The sequence below is a fragment of the Nitratireductor sp. L15S-10 genome (assembly GCF_045011005.1).
In the GTDB taxonomy this organism is placed as follows: Bacteria; Pseudomonadota; Alphaproteobacteria; order Rhizobiales; family Rhizobiaceae; genus Nitratireductor.
On record NZ_CP120674.1, the window covers coordinates 3,440,779 to 3,458,116 of the forward strand.

Below are 17,338 nucleotides of genomic sequence, written 5' to 3' on the forward strand. Positions count from 1 at the left end.
CCACCTTCATGAAATTGCTTTAGCCGGAAAACTACACCTTTCCCGCCGGCTTATCAAACAAGCGCATTGCCTCAGACCGTACCCGAATTGTCACTGCCATCATCCTCATAGAGGATCTTGATCGTAGAGGGTGTCTGCGGCACATCGAATGTGGCGACCGTCACCCAGTTTTCCGACCCGGCCGTTCCGTCGGCATCCACCTGCAGCTCGGTTGTGTTGCCGGGGTTGAGCCTCACATAGTCGGCGACATTTTCCCCCGGACCAATCGCGACAAGCTCTGTCAGGTCCACGACATCCTCCGATCCGAAGCCGATGATCGCATCCGGATCGAGCGCAGCCAGCGCCGACTGATCGATCACGACCGTGTCCTCGGCGTCGTCGATGTCTGCGAGCAGATAGGTGTCCTGTCCTTCCCCGCCGATAAGCAGGTCCGCACCTTCGCCGCCGATGAGTTCGTCGTCTCCGGCACCACCAACAAGGACATCGTTCCCGCCCATACCGAGCAGTGTCGAGCCGCTGTCATTGCCGATCAGCACCTCATCCGCGCCGGTTCCGGTGATGATGCTGCCCGATACTCCGGTGATCGTTACATGACCATCAACCGAGGCGTCTCCCGTAGAGGCCGTGTAATCGAATCCCCCACTGGAGAAGCTTGGGGTCGGATCATATTCAATGCTGACATCGTCAAAATAGACGTCGGCGTACTCGTTGCTGTGTTCTTTAGATGTCATGAGCCCGCCGAGAGACAATGTGTGATCGCCGGCGGACAGGGTTATCGTGGTCGAGAATGTTTGCCAGCCTGTTGACTGATGGTCGGAACTGCTCGAACTCGAACCGACGAGTTCATCGATCACCCCACCTGTTCCAAAAGCGTTCCCATCAACATCGGCGAGCACCCAGACATCGTCCGTATTGTCAGACTGTCCCGAGAGGAAGGCGAAATAATCAAAAGTGATCGTTACGGTTGTCGTGCTGGCAAGATTGAATGAGCGCGTGAATGCGCCGTTCATATTGTCGCGATCAGTGCCACTGTTTCCACCGAGGTAGAGAGCCAACGCACCATCGTTTGCTACGCCGCCTGTTTCTCTCTGACCGAAGGCATCGTTCCCCGTGGCCTGATAATACTGGTCCGCGTAATGATTGTCCTCGTATGTGAAGCCGCCCAGCCCGCCGCTGAAATCTTCATCGACAAACGAGGCCGGTGTGCTGGAAGGAGTGAAGACCACGTCATGTGGCAAAGTCACGCTTCCATCCTGCCCGTTTTCCACCGCAGCGACATGTAGCGGAGAACCCTTGCCATCGTCGTTATAAAGCAACGCGCGGGTGGGAATACTGATCGCTGAATAGTCGGTGATGTTCGTCAAGACGAGATCACTAACAATGTCGGGTGGGGGCAAGACGTTCACCGTCAATTGGGTGGTCGACGTATCTCCATCATTGTCGATGATGACATAGTCGAACGTCTCGGTTCCAGCCGTCGTGCCCGACCCAGCCTGATAATCCCACGCTCCTGTATCAAAATCGAATTCAAGTACCCCGCCCAGCGGCGTATCGACCTGCAGGTCACTGCCCGTCTGAACCGGTTCACCACCATCATTCGCGATCTGATCGGTGCCGGGATCATAGGTGTAAGTCACTCCATCAACCGTGATCGAATGGATGCGCCCGCCATCCGCTCCGAAACCGTCATCGTCGCCGCCGCCGGCAGCATTGTCATCACCCAAAAGGACATTGCCGGAAACGCTCACCTGATTGGCCAGGTCGAGAAGCGCGTCGACAAGATTGTCGAAATTGGAGACCGAAACGACCGTATTGTCACCGTCCGCTTCATCCACATCCTGGAGCTGCTCGACATCGATATTGTTGCCAATACCGACCGTCTGAACCGTCACGTCATTGTCCTGGACAAAGTTGTTCCAGTCGGTCTGAGTGCTGCCAAGCAGAGAATGTCCGCCGGCGCCGATCTGCTCGTTCGGATTGCCATCACTGAGGAAGAAGACCTGATTGTTGTAGTCGTCCAGTGGCGTATAGGTCGCCATCGTTTCCTGAATGGCCGCGGTGAAATCGGTGCCGCCATTATAGGGCCGCGACCCGCCTTCAGCAGGATTCCAATCGTCAATCTGCGCAGCAAACGATGCATAGTCGGTGAAAGGTCCCGGGGCGGACAACGCGCTCGACGAAAAGGCAACCAGCTCGATCTGTACGTCACCCGTCGTGCCGCTGAAAAATGCCTGTCCGGCGGCCTTCACGGCATCGAGCATCTGATCCAGTTCACTGTTGCTCACGCTGCCGCTAAAATCGAGCACGAAAGCGATGTTGAAGCTCTCGGTTCCGAGGGTCAGACTGGCCGTGTCAGGCTTCGCCGTCGGTCCGTCGTCAAGGATCGATACGTTCAGGGTGTCAACGGCGGAAACATCGCCATCGTCGTCCGTCGCCCGTATACGGAAATCATCGGAGACACCTTCAGATGTACCGGTGTTCGGGTTCTGTGGATGGTCGAGCGAGTTCTGGTCGAGTTCATAGGCCCAGGAGTAGTTTCCCGCTCCATCAGACGTTACCGTCAACGTCCCATTGGCTCCGACCACATCCACCGGGCTGCCGATCGTTGCGGCCGTGACGTCGATCCAGTCGCCATTTGCGTTTTGAACCTCCAGCACGGAAAGCGCGTCGCCACTGCCAAGCGCTATGGAAATGCTACCGGTGTCCGCAATGCTCGCGATCCCGGCCTCCGAACCCGCGGAAAGCCCCGCTTCATCGACTTCGCCATCGGTAACGCTCACCGTCGGGGGTGCGTCCGGCTCAAGGTGAATGTCGATCTGGGCTGCCGCCGTATCGCCGTCACCATCGACGATTTCGATCGGGAGGCTGAAGTCGACCGGGTCGGTGCTGACGACAGAGGTGCCAAAATTGCCCACCTTGAACGGTTGCCCGCCGCTCCAGTGCGCTTCGAGACTGTTATAGCCATCTGCCGTGTAGGTCGCGATCGAGGTGTTGTTGACGACGCCAGCAACCGTCACCTCCTGGACCCCGCCATTGTTGACGAAATTGACCATGAAGTTGTGCCCGCCCACCGTGACCGGTTGGGCAGTGCCGGGCGTGACAAACACGGTTTGACCACCGTACGATATTGCAACCGCGGTGATGTCGTCCGGGCTGCCATCGCCAACCTGAGTGGCGACCGGACCGGTGTCGTCGTCGTCAAACGCACGGAAAAGGACGGTGGACTGGCCGGAGCCACCACTTATTCCAGTGAAGTCGATGGATGCGCCGTTGGTCGTGTAATGCCCATCGAAGGTATGGTCTTGGTTTCCGGGAACCGAATAATCGCCCGTACCCGCATTGTTGCCGCCAAGGTCGGTCACGAAGTCCAGACGGACTCCCTCCCCGTTGCCGACGCTGCCTCCTGTTCCAACACCCCCGTTGTTGGCGTTGGTGTTCATCGTCCCGCCGCTGTTTCCCGGATTGAACGAAGTCGCCGGAATCGGCGTCAGAAGCAGATCGGAGCTTGCGTCATCGGCAGAGGTAAAGAAGCCGGCCCATGGCTCGTTTCCGCCTTTGAAATCGTAACCGCCGTCATTGAAATCAACGAAGGACTGGCTGTCGACCGACCCATCCATGTCCACCGAATAGGTGCCGTTCGTCGGGTCGAGCGTGACCGTGAAAACGGTGGTGCCGCCTGCGCCGCCGATCTTGCCAGTGAGAACCGTGCCGTCTCCGGAAAGATGGTAGGTGATGGGCTGACCGCCGGAGGTCAGGCCGCTGTCCTGCCCCTCGGTGACCGTGAACCGCACCGTGCCGGCACCGTCGGCTCCGTAATTGTCGATGACAGACCCGTCCACATCCAGGTCGAAAACCTGCGGTGTCCCGGCCGAGTTGCTCAAAACCGCATCTTCGGGGACGATAACCGTCGGCCCATCGTCGTCGAACCGGATCGAAAGCGCACTGGCGCTTGTCGCCGTGGCCGTGTCGCCATCGGCATCCGTAACCGTCTGGACAACCGAAATGGCTGCAGCACCACCGATGAAGAGCGCATCGTCATGCGCAGCACCGGGGCCGCCATCGACATTGTGCTCAAGGGTCTCGTGCTGGGTTACCGTGACTGCGCCCGTCGCGCCATTGATGGAGACCGTGAAGGCGAGCGTGCCGCCGGTCCCGCCGGCGCGACCTTCGTAGACGGTGTCGGAGAGTTTCACCAGCCTGATCTCATTCGCCGCACCCGACTGGCCTGTCAGCCAAAGGCCGGTCAGCGCATTGTCGGTCGCGGATAGCGAATAGGCCACCGAGCCGGCACCATCTGCCCCGAATTCCGGAGTGGCGAACAGGCTCTGGATGACACCGGCCTGAATCTGACCGGGGTTGATCCCGTCCGTGCCAGAGCCGCTGCCGTCGGATTCATCGAGTACAACCGATGCTGCCTCGCCGGCTGCGGCCTCAGCCTTCGGCACATCATCAATGATGTCGATGGTGATCGTGCCGGTCGTTGTGTTGCCGAATGCATCGGTGGCAACATAAGTGAAGCTCTCGGCTCCGCTGATGGTCTGAACCCCGTCATCAGCGGTCGCGTTCAGATAGTTCGAACTCAGCGTGTAGGTATAGGTGCCGTCGCTGTTGACCTGGATCGACCCATAGGTGCCTGCCGTCACCGCATTGCCGCCGGTCTGCAGGGCGTAGGTATAGGGCCCGGTACCACTGGTCGCGGAGGCCGTGTCGCCGGAGGTCTCGTCGGTGGAGCCCGGCAGTGAACCGGTCACCGTTCCCGGGACAAGATCGTCACCGTCCTTGTTGAGATCCAGCGCCGCTTCATTCACCGTGACCGTGTAGTCGGGCGTCGCCAGGCCACTGTCGTTGACATTGATTGTGAGCGTTGTGGTGGACGGATCACCGTCGGCATCGGTGATCGTGTAAGTGAAGACGTCCTGAACCGTACCGCTCGCAACAGCGCCCGGTATGGACTGGTAGCTGTATGAGCCGTCAGAGGAGATCGTAAGCGTGCCATACTGGCCGTTGATCAGGGTGTTGGTGCCCACATTCGTTGCACTGCCGCCCGCCGTGGTGGCCACGATGGATGTTACCACCGCGCCATCCGCACCCTGAATGTCGGCGGCACCATCCGTCGCGTTCGCGTCCGAACCGCCCGAGCCTGTCAGTACATTGCCGTCCGCAATGCCACCTTCGATGGCACTGTCCGTATCGGCCATGGCCTCGGGGACGTCATCGACGATCTTCACCGACAGGACATCATTGGCGCTCTGGCCGTCCTGATCGGTCAGCACAACCGCAAAGTCCTCGAACAGGTCGTTCTCGCCCGCGCCCGTGCCATGCGTCTCGTTGTCGACAAGCGTGTAGCTGTAGCTCACAACGCCCGTGCCGGCGTCATAGCCCGTCACATTAAGCGTGTTGCCGAGGCCCGTGGTCACCGAACCCGCCGTGAACACGCCATTGGTGATGAAGCTCTGGCCGCCGATCGTCAGCGACGCGATGCCATCGGGCGAGCTGATCGTGAACGTGCCCGACTGTGTCGTGCTATCGCTGCCGTCCGAACCGGCCGGCTTGCCGCCGCCGCGACCCGCCGCAAGGTCATCCTCGTCAACCACCACATCGCCACCATCCGCCTTCGGCGTCAGGTTGCCGATCTCGGGCGGCGCATTGCCAATGTCTATCGTCAGCGTCGTGTGCGTCAGGTCGCCATCACCATCCTTCAGCGTGTAGGTGAACACATCCGACACGCCGCCGGCCGTGCCGGCATCGCGGGTGTAGCTGTAGGAGCCGTCCGCGTTCAGCGTCAGCCTGCCATAGGTGCCCTGGATCACCGTGCCGACCGTGGCGGGATTCCCCGATGTCGCATCATCCAGATCCGCACCCGTGTCGCCGGCGGCAACGCCGACGACAGAGGCATCGTCCGCACCGACCGTATCGGCACCGCCATCGCCTTCCGCATCCGTGATCACATTGCCCGTCGCCGGGCCGAACTGGCCCGCACCGATGCTGTCCGTGTCGGCAACCGCAACCGGCGCATCGTCAATGATGGCGATGGCGATCGTGCCAGACTGGCTGTCGCCATCCGCATCCGTCACCGTCACGCCGAACGACACCCCGTCCGGATCGGCGAGCGTGTTGTCCGTCAGCGTGTAGCTGTAGCTGATCGAGCCCTGACCCGTCACCGCGTTGTAGCTGTAGCCCGTCACCACCAGCGTGCCCGTCGCATCGCTCGACACCGTCTGCGGGAACGGATCGCCAAGGGCGAGCGCCGTGCCGGCAACGCTGACCGACTGGACACCATCCGGCGCCGTGAACGTCACCGTGCCGGACGTCGCCTCCGACGGGTCATCATTGTCCGTGCCGTCGCCATCCGCGCTCTCGCCCGAACCGGCTGGCTCGCCACCACGCTCGGCAAGGCCCTTCTCATGGACGGTCGTGCCGTCATCGCCCGGCTGCGGCGTCGTCACCGTCACACCGCTGTCGCCAATGTCGATCGTCAGCGTCGTGTGCGTCAGGTCGCCATCACCATCCTTCAGCGTGTAGGTGAACACATCCGACACGCCACCGGCCGTGCCGGCGTCGCGGGTGTAGCTGTAGGAGCCGTCCGCGTTCAGCGTCAGCCTGCCATAGGCGCCCTGGATCACCGTGCCGACCGTGGCGGGATTCCCCGATGTCGCATCATCCAGATCCGCACCCGTGTTGCCGGCGGCAACGCCGACGACAGAGGCATCGTCCGCACCGACCGTGTCGGCCCCGCCATCGCCCTCAGCATCCGTGATCACATTGCCCGTCGCCGGGCCGAACTGGCCCGCACCGATGCTGTCCGTATCGGCAACCGCAACCGGCGCATCGTCGATGATGGCGATGGCGATCGTGCCAGACTGGCTGTCGCCATCCGCATCCGTCACCGTCACGCCGAACGACACACCGTCCGGATCGGCAAGCGTGTTGTCCGTCAGCGTGTAGCTGTAGCTGATCGAGCCCTGACCCGTCACCGCATTGTAGCTGTAGCCCGTCACCACCAGCGTGCCCGTCGCATCGCTCGACACCGTCTGCGGGAACGGATCGCCAAGGGCGAGCGCCGTGCCGGCAACGCTGACCGACTGGACGCCATCCGGCGCCGTGAACGTCACCGTGCCCGACGTCGCCTCCGACGGGTCGTCATTGTCCGTGCCGTCGCCATCCGCGCTCTCGCCCGAACCCGCAGGCTCGGCGCCGCGCTCGGCAAGGCCCTTCTCATGGACGGTCGTGCCGTCATCGCCCGGCTGCGGCGTCGTCACCGTCACACCGCTGTCGCCAATGTCTATCGTCAGCGTCGTGTGCGTCAGGTCGCCATCACCATCCTTCAGCGTGTAGGTGAACACATCCGACACGCCGCCGGCCGTGCCGGCATCGCGGGTGTAGCTGTAGGAGCCGTCCGCGTTCAGCGTCAGCCTGCCATAGGTGCCCTGGATCACCGCGCCGACCGTGGCGGGATTCCCCGATGTCGCATCATCCAGATCCGCACCCGTGTTCCCGGCGGCAACGCCGACGACAGACGCATCATCCGCACCGACCGTATCGGCACCGCCATCGCCCTCCGCATCCGTGATCACATTGCCCGTCGCCGGGCCGAACTGACCCGCACCGATGCTGTCCGTATCGGCAACCGCAACCGGCGCATCGTCAATGATGGCGATGGCGATCGTGCCAGACTGGCCGTCGCCATCCGCATCCGTCACCGTCACGCCGAACGACACCCCGTCCGGATCGGCGAGCGTGTTGTCCGTCAGCGTGTAGCTGTAGCTGATCGAGCCCTGACCCGTGACCGCGTTGTAGCTGTAGCCCGTCACCACCAGCGTGCCCGTCGCATCGCTCGACACCGTCTGCGGGAACGGATCGCCAAGGGCGAGCGCCGTGCCGGCAACGCTGACCGACTGGACACCATCCGGCGCCGTGAACGTCACCGTGCCGGACGTCGCCTCCGACGGGTCATCATTGTCCGTGCCGTCGCCATCCGCGCTCTCGCCCGAACCGGCTGGCTCGCCACCACGCTCGGCAAGGCCCTTCTCATGGACGGTCGTGCCGTCATCGCCCGGCTGCGGCGTCGTCACCGTCACACCGCTGTCGCCAATGTCGATCGTCAGCGTCGTGTGCGTCAGGTCGCCATCACCATCCTTCAGCGTGTAGGTGAACACATCCGACACGCCACCGGCCGTGCCGGCGTCGCGGGTGTAGCTGTAGGAGCCGTCCGCGTTCAGCGTCAGCCTGCCATAGGCGCCCTGGATCACCGTGCCGACCGTGGCGGGATTCCCCGATGTCGCATCATCCAGATCCGCACCCGTGTTGCCGGCGGCAACGCCGACGACAGAGGCATCGTCCGCACCGACCGTGTCGGCCCCGCCATCGCCCTCAGCATCCGTGATCACATTGCCCGTCGCCGGGCCGAACTGGCCCGCACCGATGCTGTCCGTATCGGCAACCGCAACCGGCGCATCGTCGATGATGGCGATGGCGATCGTGCCAGACTGGCTGTCGCCATCCGCATCCGTCACCGTCACGCCGAACGACACACCGTCCGGATCGGCAAGCGTGTTGTCCGTCAGCGTGTAGCTGTAGCTGATCGAGCCCTGACCCGTCACCGCATTGTAGCTGTAGCCCGTCACCACCAGCGTGCCCGTCGCATCGCTCGACACCGTCTGCGGGAACGGATCGCCAAGGGCGAGCGCCGTGCCGGCAACGCTGACCGACTGGACACCATCCGGTGCCGTGAACGTCACCGTGCCGGACGTCGCCTCCGACGGGTCATCATTGTCCGTGCCGTCGCCATCCGCGCTCTCGCCCGAACCGGCTGGCTCGCCACCACGCTCGGCAAGGCCCCGCTCGAAAACGATGGTGCCATCTTCCTCGACACCCGGCGTGCGGATCTCGACCGACGCGTCGCCAATGTCTATCGTCAGCGTCGCAGTGTCGGTATCACCGTCGCCGTCCGTCAGCGTGTAGGTGAACACATCCTGGACGCCACCCGCCGTGCCGGGAGTGCGTGCATAGCTGTAGGATCCATCCGAGGAAATTGTCAGAACACCGTAAAGCCCCTCAACGACCGTATCTGTCCCGACGGCGGTTGCCTGCCCTTCGGCCGAGGTGGCGATGACGGAGGACACTGCCGCCCCATCAGCCCCCGGGGTATCGGCACCATTGTCGCCATTGGCCTCGGCATTCGTGATGAGATTGCCCGCGACGGGACCGTACGCGCCGGCAGAGACGGTGTCTGTGTCGTCCACCGCAACCGGGCCATCATCCGTGATGGTGATCGTCAGATTCTCAGTTGCCGTATCGCCATTGCCGTCAGTCACGACGAAATTGAAGACGTCCCTGACGACATCGTTTGCGCCTGTCTCACCCGGCTTGTCATGCTCTGTGGTGTTTTCAGAAAGCACATACTCGAAACCGTATGTGCCATCGCTGTTCCGTGTGACCAGCAATGTCCCGTATGTGCCTTCGACCAGACCGCCATTCGTTACATCCACGCTCACCCCATTGGCGTTTGTAACCATGAGCGAAGCGAGGCCGTCATTCCCGGGATCGACGAGGATGTTGCCTTTGGTTGTGGTGGTGCCCCCGCCAGAGCCCGAAGCAAGTGCGCTCTCGTTCACTTCGCCGGGCGGTGCTCCGATGCCCACAATGCTCAGCTCGGGTACATCGTTTTCCCGGTCTTCACGCAGTGACGGGAAAAGCTCGCGCCGTTCCGGCGCCCCAAACTGCAATGCCGTGGGCGGAAGTAGGTCGATCACCGGACCGGCATCACCAATGCCACCATTGGGCGTGGTGAAGTTTCCGCCGCCACTTTGTGTGGCAGACGAGACGACAGTCAATGCGCCGTCGGGGCCCGCGGCAACGTCTATGCCATTGGCCTGCAGCGCAGCGGCGAGCGCAAGCTCGGGTATTTCCACCTCTCCTATAAGGAAGGTGGGAACCTTCAGAGCGGCATTGAGGATTGTGACGGTCGAGCCATCGGGCTGAACCAGAACCAGATTGTCACCATCGAGTTTGATCTCGTCTATGGAGACACCTTCGGGGAGCCGAACGATGTTGTCGGCGCCCGGTGTTACCGTTTCGGGAAGATCAGGGACAATCGATGCCGCCCCGGGTTGGCCAGTGTCGGGATCGACAGGAACCGGTTCTCCGGCGCTCTCATTCTGCGCGATCTGGAGTGTGGCCAGATCGACCTGACTGGACGGGTGGTCCGTGGATTCTCCGAGAGCGCTTGCGCGTGCGTCGGTCTTGTCGGTGCGATCTTGGTTGGCCATCATAACCCCCGGAAACAGATTTCCAGGAAGCGGGCCACACAAGTTTAATTGGCGCAATACAATGTATAACGTGTTGATATATTATATTATTCGATTGTTCTTGATATTTATTTCTGGTTAGTCCATAGACATAATATAATATACATCCGCCTGTAATTTCCCCTTTTCGCAACTTCATGGCGCCGCGCCTGCCCACCGGCGATGGTTAACGCGAAATTACCACACAAATAACATTTCGAGTTAAATACGACAAAATCCGAAAACACATAATAATCCCTATCACTTAATCGGCACTTCATCTGCATCCCCTATCTTCAAATCAAGATCCGGGGGCGGAAAATGAGTATAGCAAAACATAGACATACTCTTTGGGGTGCAGCATTTGTGATGTCGGCGTTGACATTGGCAGCAACACCCCAGCCGGCTGCTGCGGGTCACGTTGCAACAGCGCTCACCTCCTATTTCACCACAACCAGCCTTAGCCTTCCTTCGGCTTCAACCGCCATAGCAGCGGCCGGCAACAGCCTTGTTCGGTTAAAGCATAGCTGGACAGCTGCCATTGCCGGGCTTCCGGCGAAAAGAATCCATGCTGCTGCCTCCACCAGAACAGAGATCCGACGCAACAAACTGAAGAACCCCGCTTCTGCAACGGGCGTGTTCGGCTCGGTAGCCATCCCTTTCAGGGCGCTCCCATCCAGCGCAAGCTGGCGGACCGTTTACCCGTCGATCGAGCGGGCGGAATTCACCAGGTGCGCAGATGATAGCGGCTGCACACCGCGCGCGACTGAAATGTCGCACCTCGTCCGGGAGATCAAAGCCAAGCCGTTTTCGCAAAAGCTCGAGGCGATCAATCGAACCGTCAACCGGACCGTCGCCTATATGTCAGACCGCGCCAACTATCGCCGGCTGGATGTATGGGCAACGCCGACGCAGATTATCGACCGCGGAAAAGGAGACTGCGAAGATTACGCGATACTCAAAATGGCGGCACTCAATGCCGCCGGCATCCCCCTGAGCAGCATGTCGATCGTTGTGCTTCAGGATCAGAACCGCTCCCTGTTTCACGCGGTATTGGCAGTTTCCACGACCAAGGGACACTATATTCTGGACAATCTGCATGATCGGGTAATGAAAGACACCGCACTGCCGAACTATCTGCCTCTCTATTCGCTCAGCGGGCACCGCTCCTGGATACATGGCAAGAGGCGCGACGGTTCCATGGTGGCGGCGATTACACCTTTGCCGCGCGATCTTGCGCCCGGAGAGGAATTTCAGGCGGCTTCCGGACACAGAATAGAAAACCGGCGCATCGGCGCGAACTGACCGGCATCAGCGTTTCTCAATTGGGCAGGATAAATCCGATAATCGCCTCCCGATCGATCAGCGGTGCGAGAATTGCATTGAGGCGTCCCCGGATCAACTGTCGCTCGACGCCGATGACGAAGCCGACCGTCGCCGGCCCACTGCCCTCGATCCTGAGCTTTTCAATCAGGTCGGAGAACTGGATGTCCAGCGACAGGCGAACGCCCTGCCCAGTGGTGTTGGAGGCCAGGCTCGACAGGCGCGACTGGACAAAACCGATGAACGCCGGATTATAAGCCATCAATTGCTTGTCGCCGGTCAGCGCAAAACACGGTGATGGGCTCGCCATAACCTGGTTGCGCACCGCCTGCCGGCCGGTCTTGCTGCGGGCGGTTTCGAACTCCTGCTGCAAATAGCTCACCGCCTCAACCCGCAAAGCCGAAGAGAGGTTCGCACCCTTTTCCAACCGGCTTTCGCAGGCCTGGATCACGTCGCCCACAGAACAATCGCGCGCGTCAGCGATCTGTTGCAGCACCGCCCAGAAAATCTCTTCGAGGCGAATGCCCCGCCGGGCGCTGCCGACGCGCAGAACGCGGAACCTGGGCTGGAACGCCCAATCTTCGCCTCTGGTGAGTTCAGCAAGTTTCGTCATGATCGCTCACCGCTCTCGAAGCGCTTCATTGCGCGCCTTGTTGATCGGTTTCATGAGGTAGGCGAGTATGGTTTTCTTGCCGGTCATGATGTCTGCCGTGGCCACCATACCTGGGAAAATCGCATGGCTCTTGCCATCGCGGATGAGTTCGGCCTGATCGGTCTTGACCCGCACCTGATAGTAGGTTTCGCCAGTGTTCTGATCTACCAGGCTGTCGGCTGACACATTCGAAACTTCTCCTTCCAGCCCACCGTAGATCGAGAAATCATATGCAGTGACCTTGATCAACGCAGGCTGCCCCGGCCGGACAAACGCGACATCCCGCGGCGAAATCCGCGCTTCCACCAGAAGCGTGTCAGAGGTCGGCACCACGCCGGCAACGACGGTACCCGGCTCCACATAAGCGCCGATCGTGTTGACCTCCAGCGTGTTGATGATGCCGTCCACCGGAGAGCGGATGTCGGTGCGCGCCACCCGGTCGCTTGCGCCGCGAATGGTCTCTTCGATGACGGAGAGTTCTGCCAGCGCCTGTGTTTTTTCGGCCAGCGCTTCCTGCTGCATCTGGAGGGCGAGTTCATCGATCTGCAGCGTTGCCTCGTTGATGGAGGCCTCGATGCGCTCCACGGCCTCGCGTGTGGACTCGAGCTGGCCACGGGTCTCGGCCAGTTCCTTCTGAACGCGCAACAATTCCGTCTGCGCGACCAGTTTGCGTTTGACCATTGGGGCGAGAAGATCGGCTTCGCGCTGCGAAAGTTCCAGGTTCTCTTCCAGCCGCTTGATGTTGGCGCGCGCTTCGTCGAGCTCATTCAGCCGCTGGAGGCGACGTTCAATCAAAACAGAGCGTTTGTTCCTGATATTGTCTGCACGGGCCTTCAGAAGCCTTGCCTCGTTCTGGCAAATGTCTGGCGCAACCTCCTGCAATTCCGCCGGGCATACATATTCCCCTTCCAGTTCACCTTTTTCCTCCAGTTCAAGCCGTGTGATCTGCGCACGCAAGGCGCGTGCACGCGCGGCCGCTTCACCAAGCGAGGATGTCGTCGCCGTATCATCGAGCTGGAGGATCAGATCGCCTTTGCTCACGGTCTGACCAATCGTCACCGCAATTTCCTGGACGATCCCGGCCTCGCTCGACTGAACGATCTGCGTCTTTGAAACCGGTATGATCTTACCCTCGCCGCGGGCGATCTCCTGAACCTCGGCAATAGACGCCCAGCCTATGAAGGTCATCGTCAGGGCGGCGATCACTACCAGCCCCAATCGTGCAGCCAGTGGAGGACGGTCCATTGCAATCCGCCTTTCTTCCTGCCTGAGCGCCCTTTCGAAGGGCCGCAAGAGGCTTAGGGTTTCCTTCCCGAACGCCCGCCCCCGGCGTTCTTCTGCAATTCCGCGATCACCCTCTCCTTGGGCCCGTCGGCGATGACGCGCCCCTGATCGATAACCACCAGACGATCGACCAGTTGCAGCATGCTGTGCCGATGGGTGGAGATGACCAGCGTCACATCCTTGTGGAACGCCGTTTTCATCCGGGCGATCAGTTCACGTTCGCTTGCAAGGTCCATGGCGCCAGAAGGTTCATCCATGAACACGACCCGTGGGTCGCTGAGCAGAACGCGCGCGATGGCGACCGCCTGTCTCTGCCCGCCCGAAAGCTGGCTGCCGCGCTCGCCGACCGGCATGTCGTATCCTCTTGGGTGGCGGGCAACAAAAGCGTCGACGCCGGCCGCTTCCGCCGCGGCTACCAGTTCATCGTCGCTCGCCCCCGGCTTTGCCATCAGGAGGTTTTCCTTCACCGACCCCGAGAAGAGATCCGCACTCTGAGAGGTGAAGACGACGGCGGAGCGCACCACGGAAGGGTGATACTGACGAATGTCCACGCCATCCAAAAGCAGGTTGCCGCTCGAGGGCGGGTAAAGGCCGGCCAGAAGCCTGCCGACGGTGGTCTTGCCCGATCCGATGCGTCCGATTATGCCGACGCGTTCTCCGGCTTTGACTGAAAGATTGAAATCTACCAGGGCCGGGCTGGCGGCTTCGGGATAGGTGAAGCCTACATTCCGGAAGGCAACATCTCCGGAGCGAATCTCGCGGTTTACAAACCCTGCACTTTCCGGCCGATCCTCCGGCTGTTCCATGATCGCGTTGAGGATGCGCAAAGACAAAAGCGCCTGACGCATGCGAGAGAGTGTCATGGCGATCTGACCAAGGGGGGCCACAGCCCGCCCCGACAGCATGACCGTGGCTATGATCGCGCCAGTGGAAATATTGCCTTTCGAAAATTCATAGGCGCCGGCGACAACCAGTCCCACTGTCACCAGTTGCTGAACGAACTGCGTCATGTTCGCCGCCCAGGCCGAAAGCTGTTTGATGCCTTCGGCGGTGCGCGAAGCGTTCTTGGCCAATTCGCTCCAGCGACGCAGCAATGTGCGCTCGGCACGAAGGGATTTCACGGTCTCGATCGTGGCTATCGTCTCCACCAGGAGAGACTGGCGTTGCGCAGCTTCATTGTTGGCGGTTGCCACGCGCCGACCGATCCGCGACTGGGCAATCAGGCCGATGATCAATGCAAAGACAAAGGCCGTGGCGGGTATAACCGCCAGCCAGCCGGCCACACCGTAGATCACCGCTATGAACACAAAAACGAAGACGCTGTCGATCAGTGTGCTGATAGTGTTCGAGGTGAAGAACTCGCGCACGAACTCGTACTGCGTGACCCGATTGGCATATTCGCCCGTCGACATCGGGCGGGACGCCATCGTCGCGTGCAGCACCTTCTCGAACAGAAGATAGGAGAGTTTCAGATCGGCCTTGCGACCGGCATAATCGATCAGTGCCGCGCGCACACTTTTCAAAAGCAGATCGAAGAGGATCGCGCCAGCGACGCCCAGCGCCAGAACCCACAGCGTGGCCGTCGCCTGATTGGGCAGCACCCGGTCGTAAACATTCATGACGAACAGGGGCGAGGCCAGCGCGAGGAGGTTGACGAAGAGCGCTGCCATGGCGACCTGGGCATAGGACTTCCAGAACGGTGCAAGCGTCGTCGTCAACCAGTGACGCTTCTCTATCTGCTTTACCTGTGTCGAGTCCGTGCTTTCGGACTGGTTCAGATAGATGACGCTGAAAGAAAGGATCAGGCGGATGTTCCTGGAAAGCACATCTTTCAGGGCAATGCCTTCTTCCGCAACAGGATCGGGCAGTAGTGTGGTCCGCAGGTGATCATTTGGCAGGGGCTCGAGGAGCGCCTGCGCCGTACCGTTTTCAAAGACCACAAGTACAGGCAGATCAAGCGAACCACTGGCCAATTCGCGCCGGCTGTGCTGCTCCACCTCGAGCCCGATGCGGGCGGAAAGCCGCTCTATATCCTCAAGGGAAGGGCCGTCTTCATCAAAAGGTGTATCCGAGAACAGGACCGTTTCCGAACTCGGCCGCGCCAAAAACTGCGCAATCTCCCGAAAGGCAAACCTGAAACTGCCTGCCTGAAGTGGCGTGCCCGCCACGGGATTATTGCGGAGTTGTTCCACCTTCCTCCTCTATGCCACCTTGCACCTGCGAGGGCTATTGCGAACGGATCGGCGCGAGAAGATCGAGCGGCAAGTCGTTCGTCTGTCGCGAAGGCAGCCTCTTGTAGGTTTCGGTCGGTGCCGTCTCCGGCACGTTGAACTCAGCACGTGCGTAGGCCTCGGATTGCTTGGCGCTCGATAGGTTCATCGTCGAGAGCAGCGTCCCCGTTGCGGCAAGTATGCGATATTCGGCAAACCGCGCGGCGTACTGAGCCGTCTTCGACAAAACGTTGACACTGAACCGCGTATTCTGCGCACCAAGCACATCAAGCAGAGACCGCTGGCCGACGACCAGCTGCTCTCTATAAGAGTTGACGAGCTGCGCATTGGTCTGTGCCTGAGCACGCAGTGTGCCTGCCAGGTCCATCTGCCGCTGACGCCGATCCCACGAAATGCGAACGGCTTCCTCCACCTCGCGATAGGCCTGGTGCAGCACAAGGCGCTGCTCGCTGGCGCGGCGGATCTGCTCCTGCTCATTGGCAACGTCGATGCCGCCGCGGTAGAGGTTCCACTTGGCGACGATCCGCGCCTGGAGATCGTTTGTGCGCCCGTCGGCGCCGTCGATGTCGTAACCGGCACGGGCGCGTCCTTCCGCGCTGATCTCAGGCAGCATGTTGGAGCGGGCGGCATCGACCAGAGCGTCAGCCGCATCGATATCGGCGTTGGCAACCTTGATGCGCGGATTGTTGGCCCGCGCGATACCGATCGCCTTGTCGAGAGAAGACGGCAGGGCGGAAGCCACCGAGCCCGGCATGGATGGATTGGTGAGCGGTTTGCCTACAAGCTTGTAGAACCGGATCTTTGCCGCCTCCAGCTCTTCCTCGGCTTCCTTCTGCCGCGCTTTTGCGGAGAGCATACGCTCCTGTGCCTGTTGTCTGTCGGCTTCAGTGAGCGCGCCGCCGGAAATCAGGGAGCCGATATCGCCCAGCATCGACTGATGAAAGCCGACATTCTTCCGCGCCTCGTTCACGATCTCGACCTGCAGAAGGTATTCCAGGTATTCGCGCACGACCTGTAGCGCGATGGTTTCGGAACGTTCGAGGACACGGAAGGAAGCCGAGTCCACACGCGCCGCCTGACGCTCGAGTTCGGCCCGTCGCCCGCCACCATCGAACAGCTTCTGCGTTATCGACAATCCGATTTCAGCTGGATAGAGCGGGTCGTCCTCAATACCGACGCCGCGGCGTGAGGGATTGTCGAGCCGACGCGCACCGACCGATGCTTCGAGATCGACACTTGGCAGGAAAAGCCCTCGGGCCTGGCGCAATTCGAACTCGATTGCCTCCCGGTTCTCGATCGCCTGGCCGATTTCAGGATTGGATTCGAGTGCCACCGCCATCGCTTCCTTGACGGAAAGCGCATTCGCGCTGGTGGGAAACAAAACCGCACCGCTCATCAAGGCTGCGGCGAGAATACTCAAAACACGTGAACTGTGTGCCATTACCCCCCCCTTTGCCTGTGCCTCCACCGGCACAACCAAGGACCCGTCCAGCTTCAAGACCAGACCTCCAAATATTATTTTATGCTAAGCTAACTCCCCTTGGCTGGCTATGATATACGCC

Annotated in this window: 6 protein-coding genes; 1 reads left to right on the top strand and 5 read right to left on the bottom strand. The window is 60.8% G+C overall.

Annotation, left to right across the window (positions count from 1 at the left end; translation table 11 throughout):
• Positions 1 to 71: 71 nt before the first annotated feature.
• Positions 72 to 10,268 (bottom strand): DUF5801 repeats-in-toxin domain-containing protein, encoded by a 10,197-nt coding sequence (locus tag P2W41_RS16415; protein ID WP_404933788.1) that lies wholly within the window; start codon positions 10,266 to 10,268, stop codon positions 72 to 74.
• A 789-nt stretch (positions 10,269 to 11,057) separates the two neighbouring features.
• On the opposite strand from P2W41_RS16415, the gene P2W41_RS16420 reads away from it, so the two are divergent.
• Entirely contained in the window at positions 11,058 to 11,591 is a 534-nt protein-coding gene (locus P2W41_RS16420) for a transglutaminase-like cysteine peptidase (RefSeq protein WP_404933789.1), read from the top strand.
• Between the two features lie 16 nt (positions 11,592 to 11,607).
• On the opposite strand, the gene P2W41_RS16425 is transcribed toward P2W41_RS16420, so the two are convergent.
• Genes P2W41_RS16425 through P2W41_RS16440 form a run of 4 tightly spaced genes read right to left on the bottom strand, consistent with a single transcriptional unit; the run spans position 11,608 to position 17,172 of the window.
• Positions 11,608 to 12,222 carry a ribbon-helix-helix domain-containing protein gene (locus P2W41_RS16425; RefSeq protein WP_404933790.1) on the bottom strand — a complete coding sequence of 205 codons (615 nt, stop codon included), beginning with the start codon at positions 12,220 to 12,222 and terminating at the stop codon, positions 11,608 to 11,610.
• 6 nt (positions 12,223 to 12,228) lie between these two features.
• Positions 12,229 to 13,506: an HlyD family type I secretion periplasmic adaptor subunit gene (locus P2W41_RS16430; RefSeq protein ID WP_292899047.1), complete on the bottom strand. Its 1,278-nt coding sequence runs from the start codon at positions 13,504 to 13,506 to the stop codon at positions 12,229 to 12,231.
• Positions 13,507 to 13,559: 53 nt separating this feature from the next.
• Positions 13,560 to 15,737: a type I secretion system permease/ATPase gene (locus tag P2W41_RS16435; protein ID WP_404933791.1), complete on the bottom strand. Its 2,178-nt coding sequence runs from the start codon at positions 15,735 to 15,737 to the stop codon at positions 13,560 to 13,562.
• A gap of 34 nt (positions 15,738 to 15,771) precedes the next feature.
• Positions 15,772 to 17,172 (bottom strand): TolC family outer membrane protein, encoded by a 1,401-nt coding sequence (locus tag P2W41_RS16440; protein WP_292900018.1) that lies wholly within the window; start codon positions 17,170 to 17,172, stop codon positions 15,772 to 15,774.
• Positions 17,173 to 17,338 lie beyond the last annotated feature (166 nt).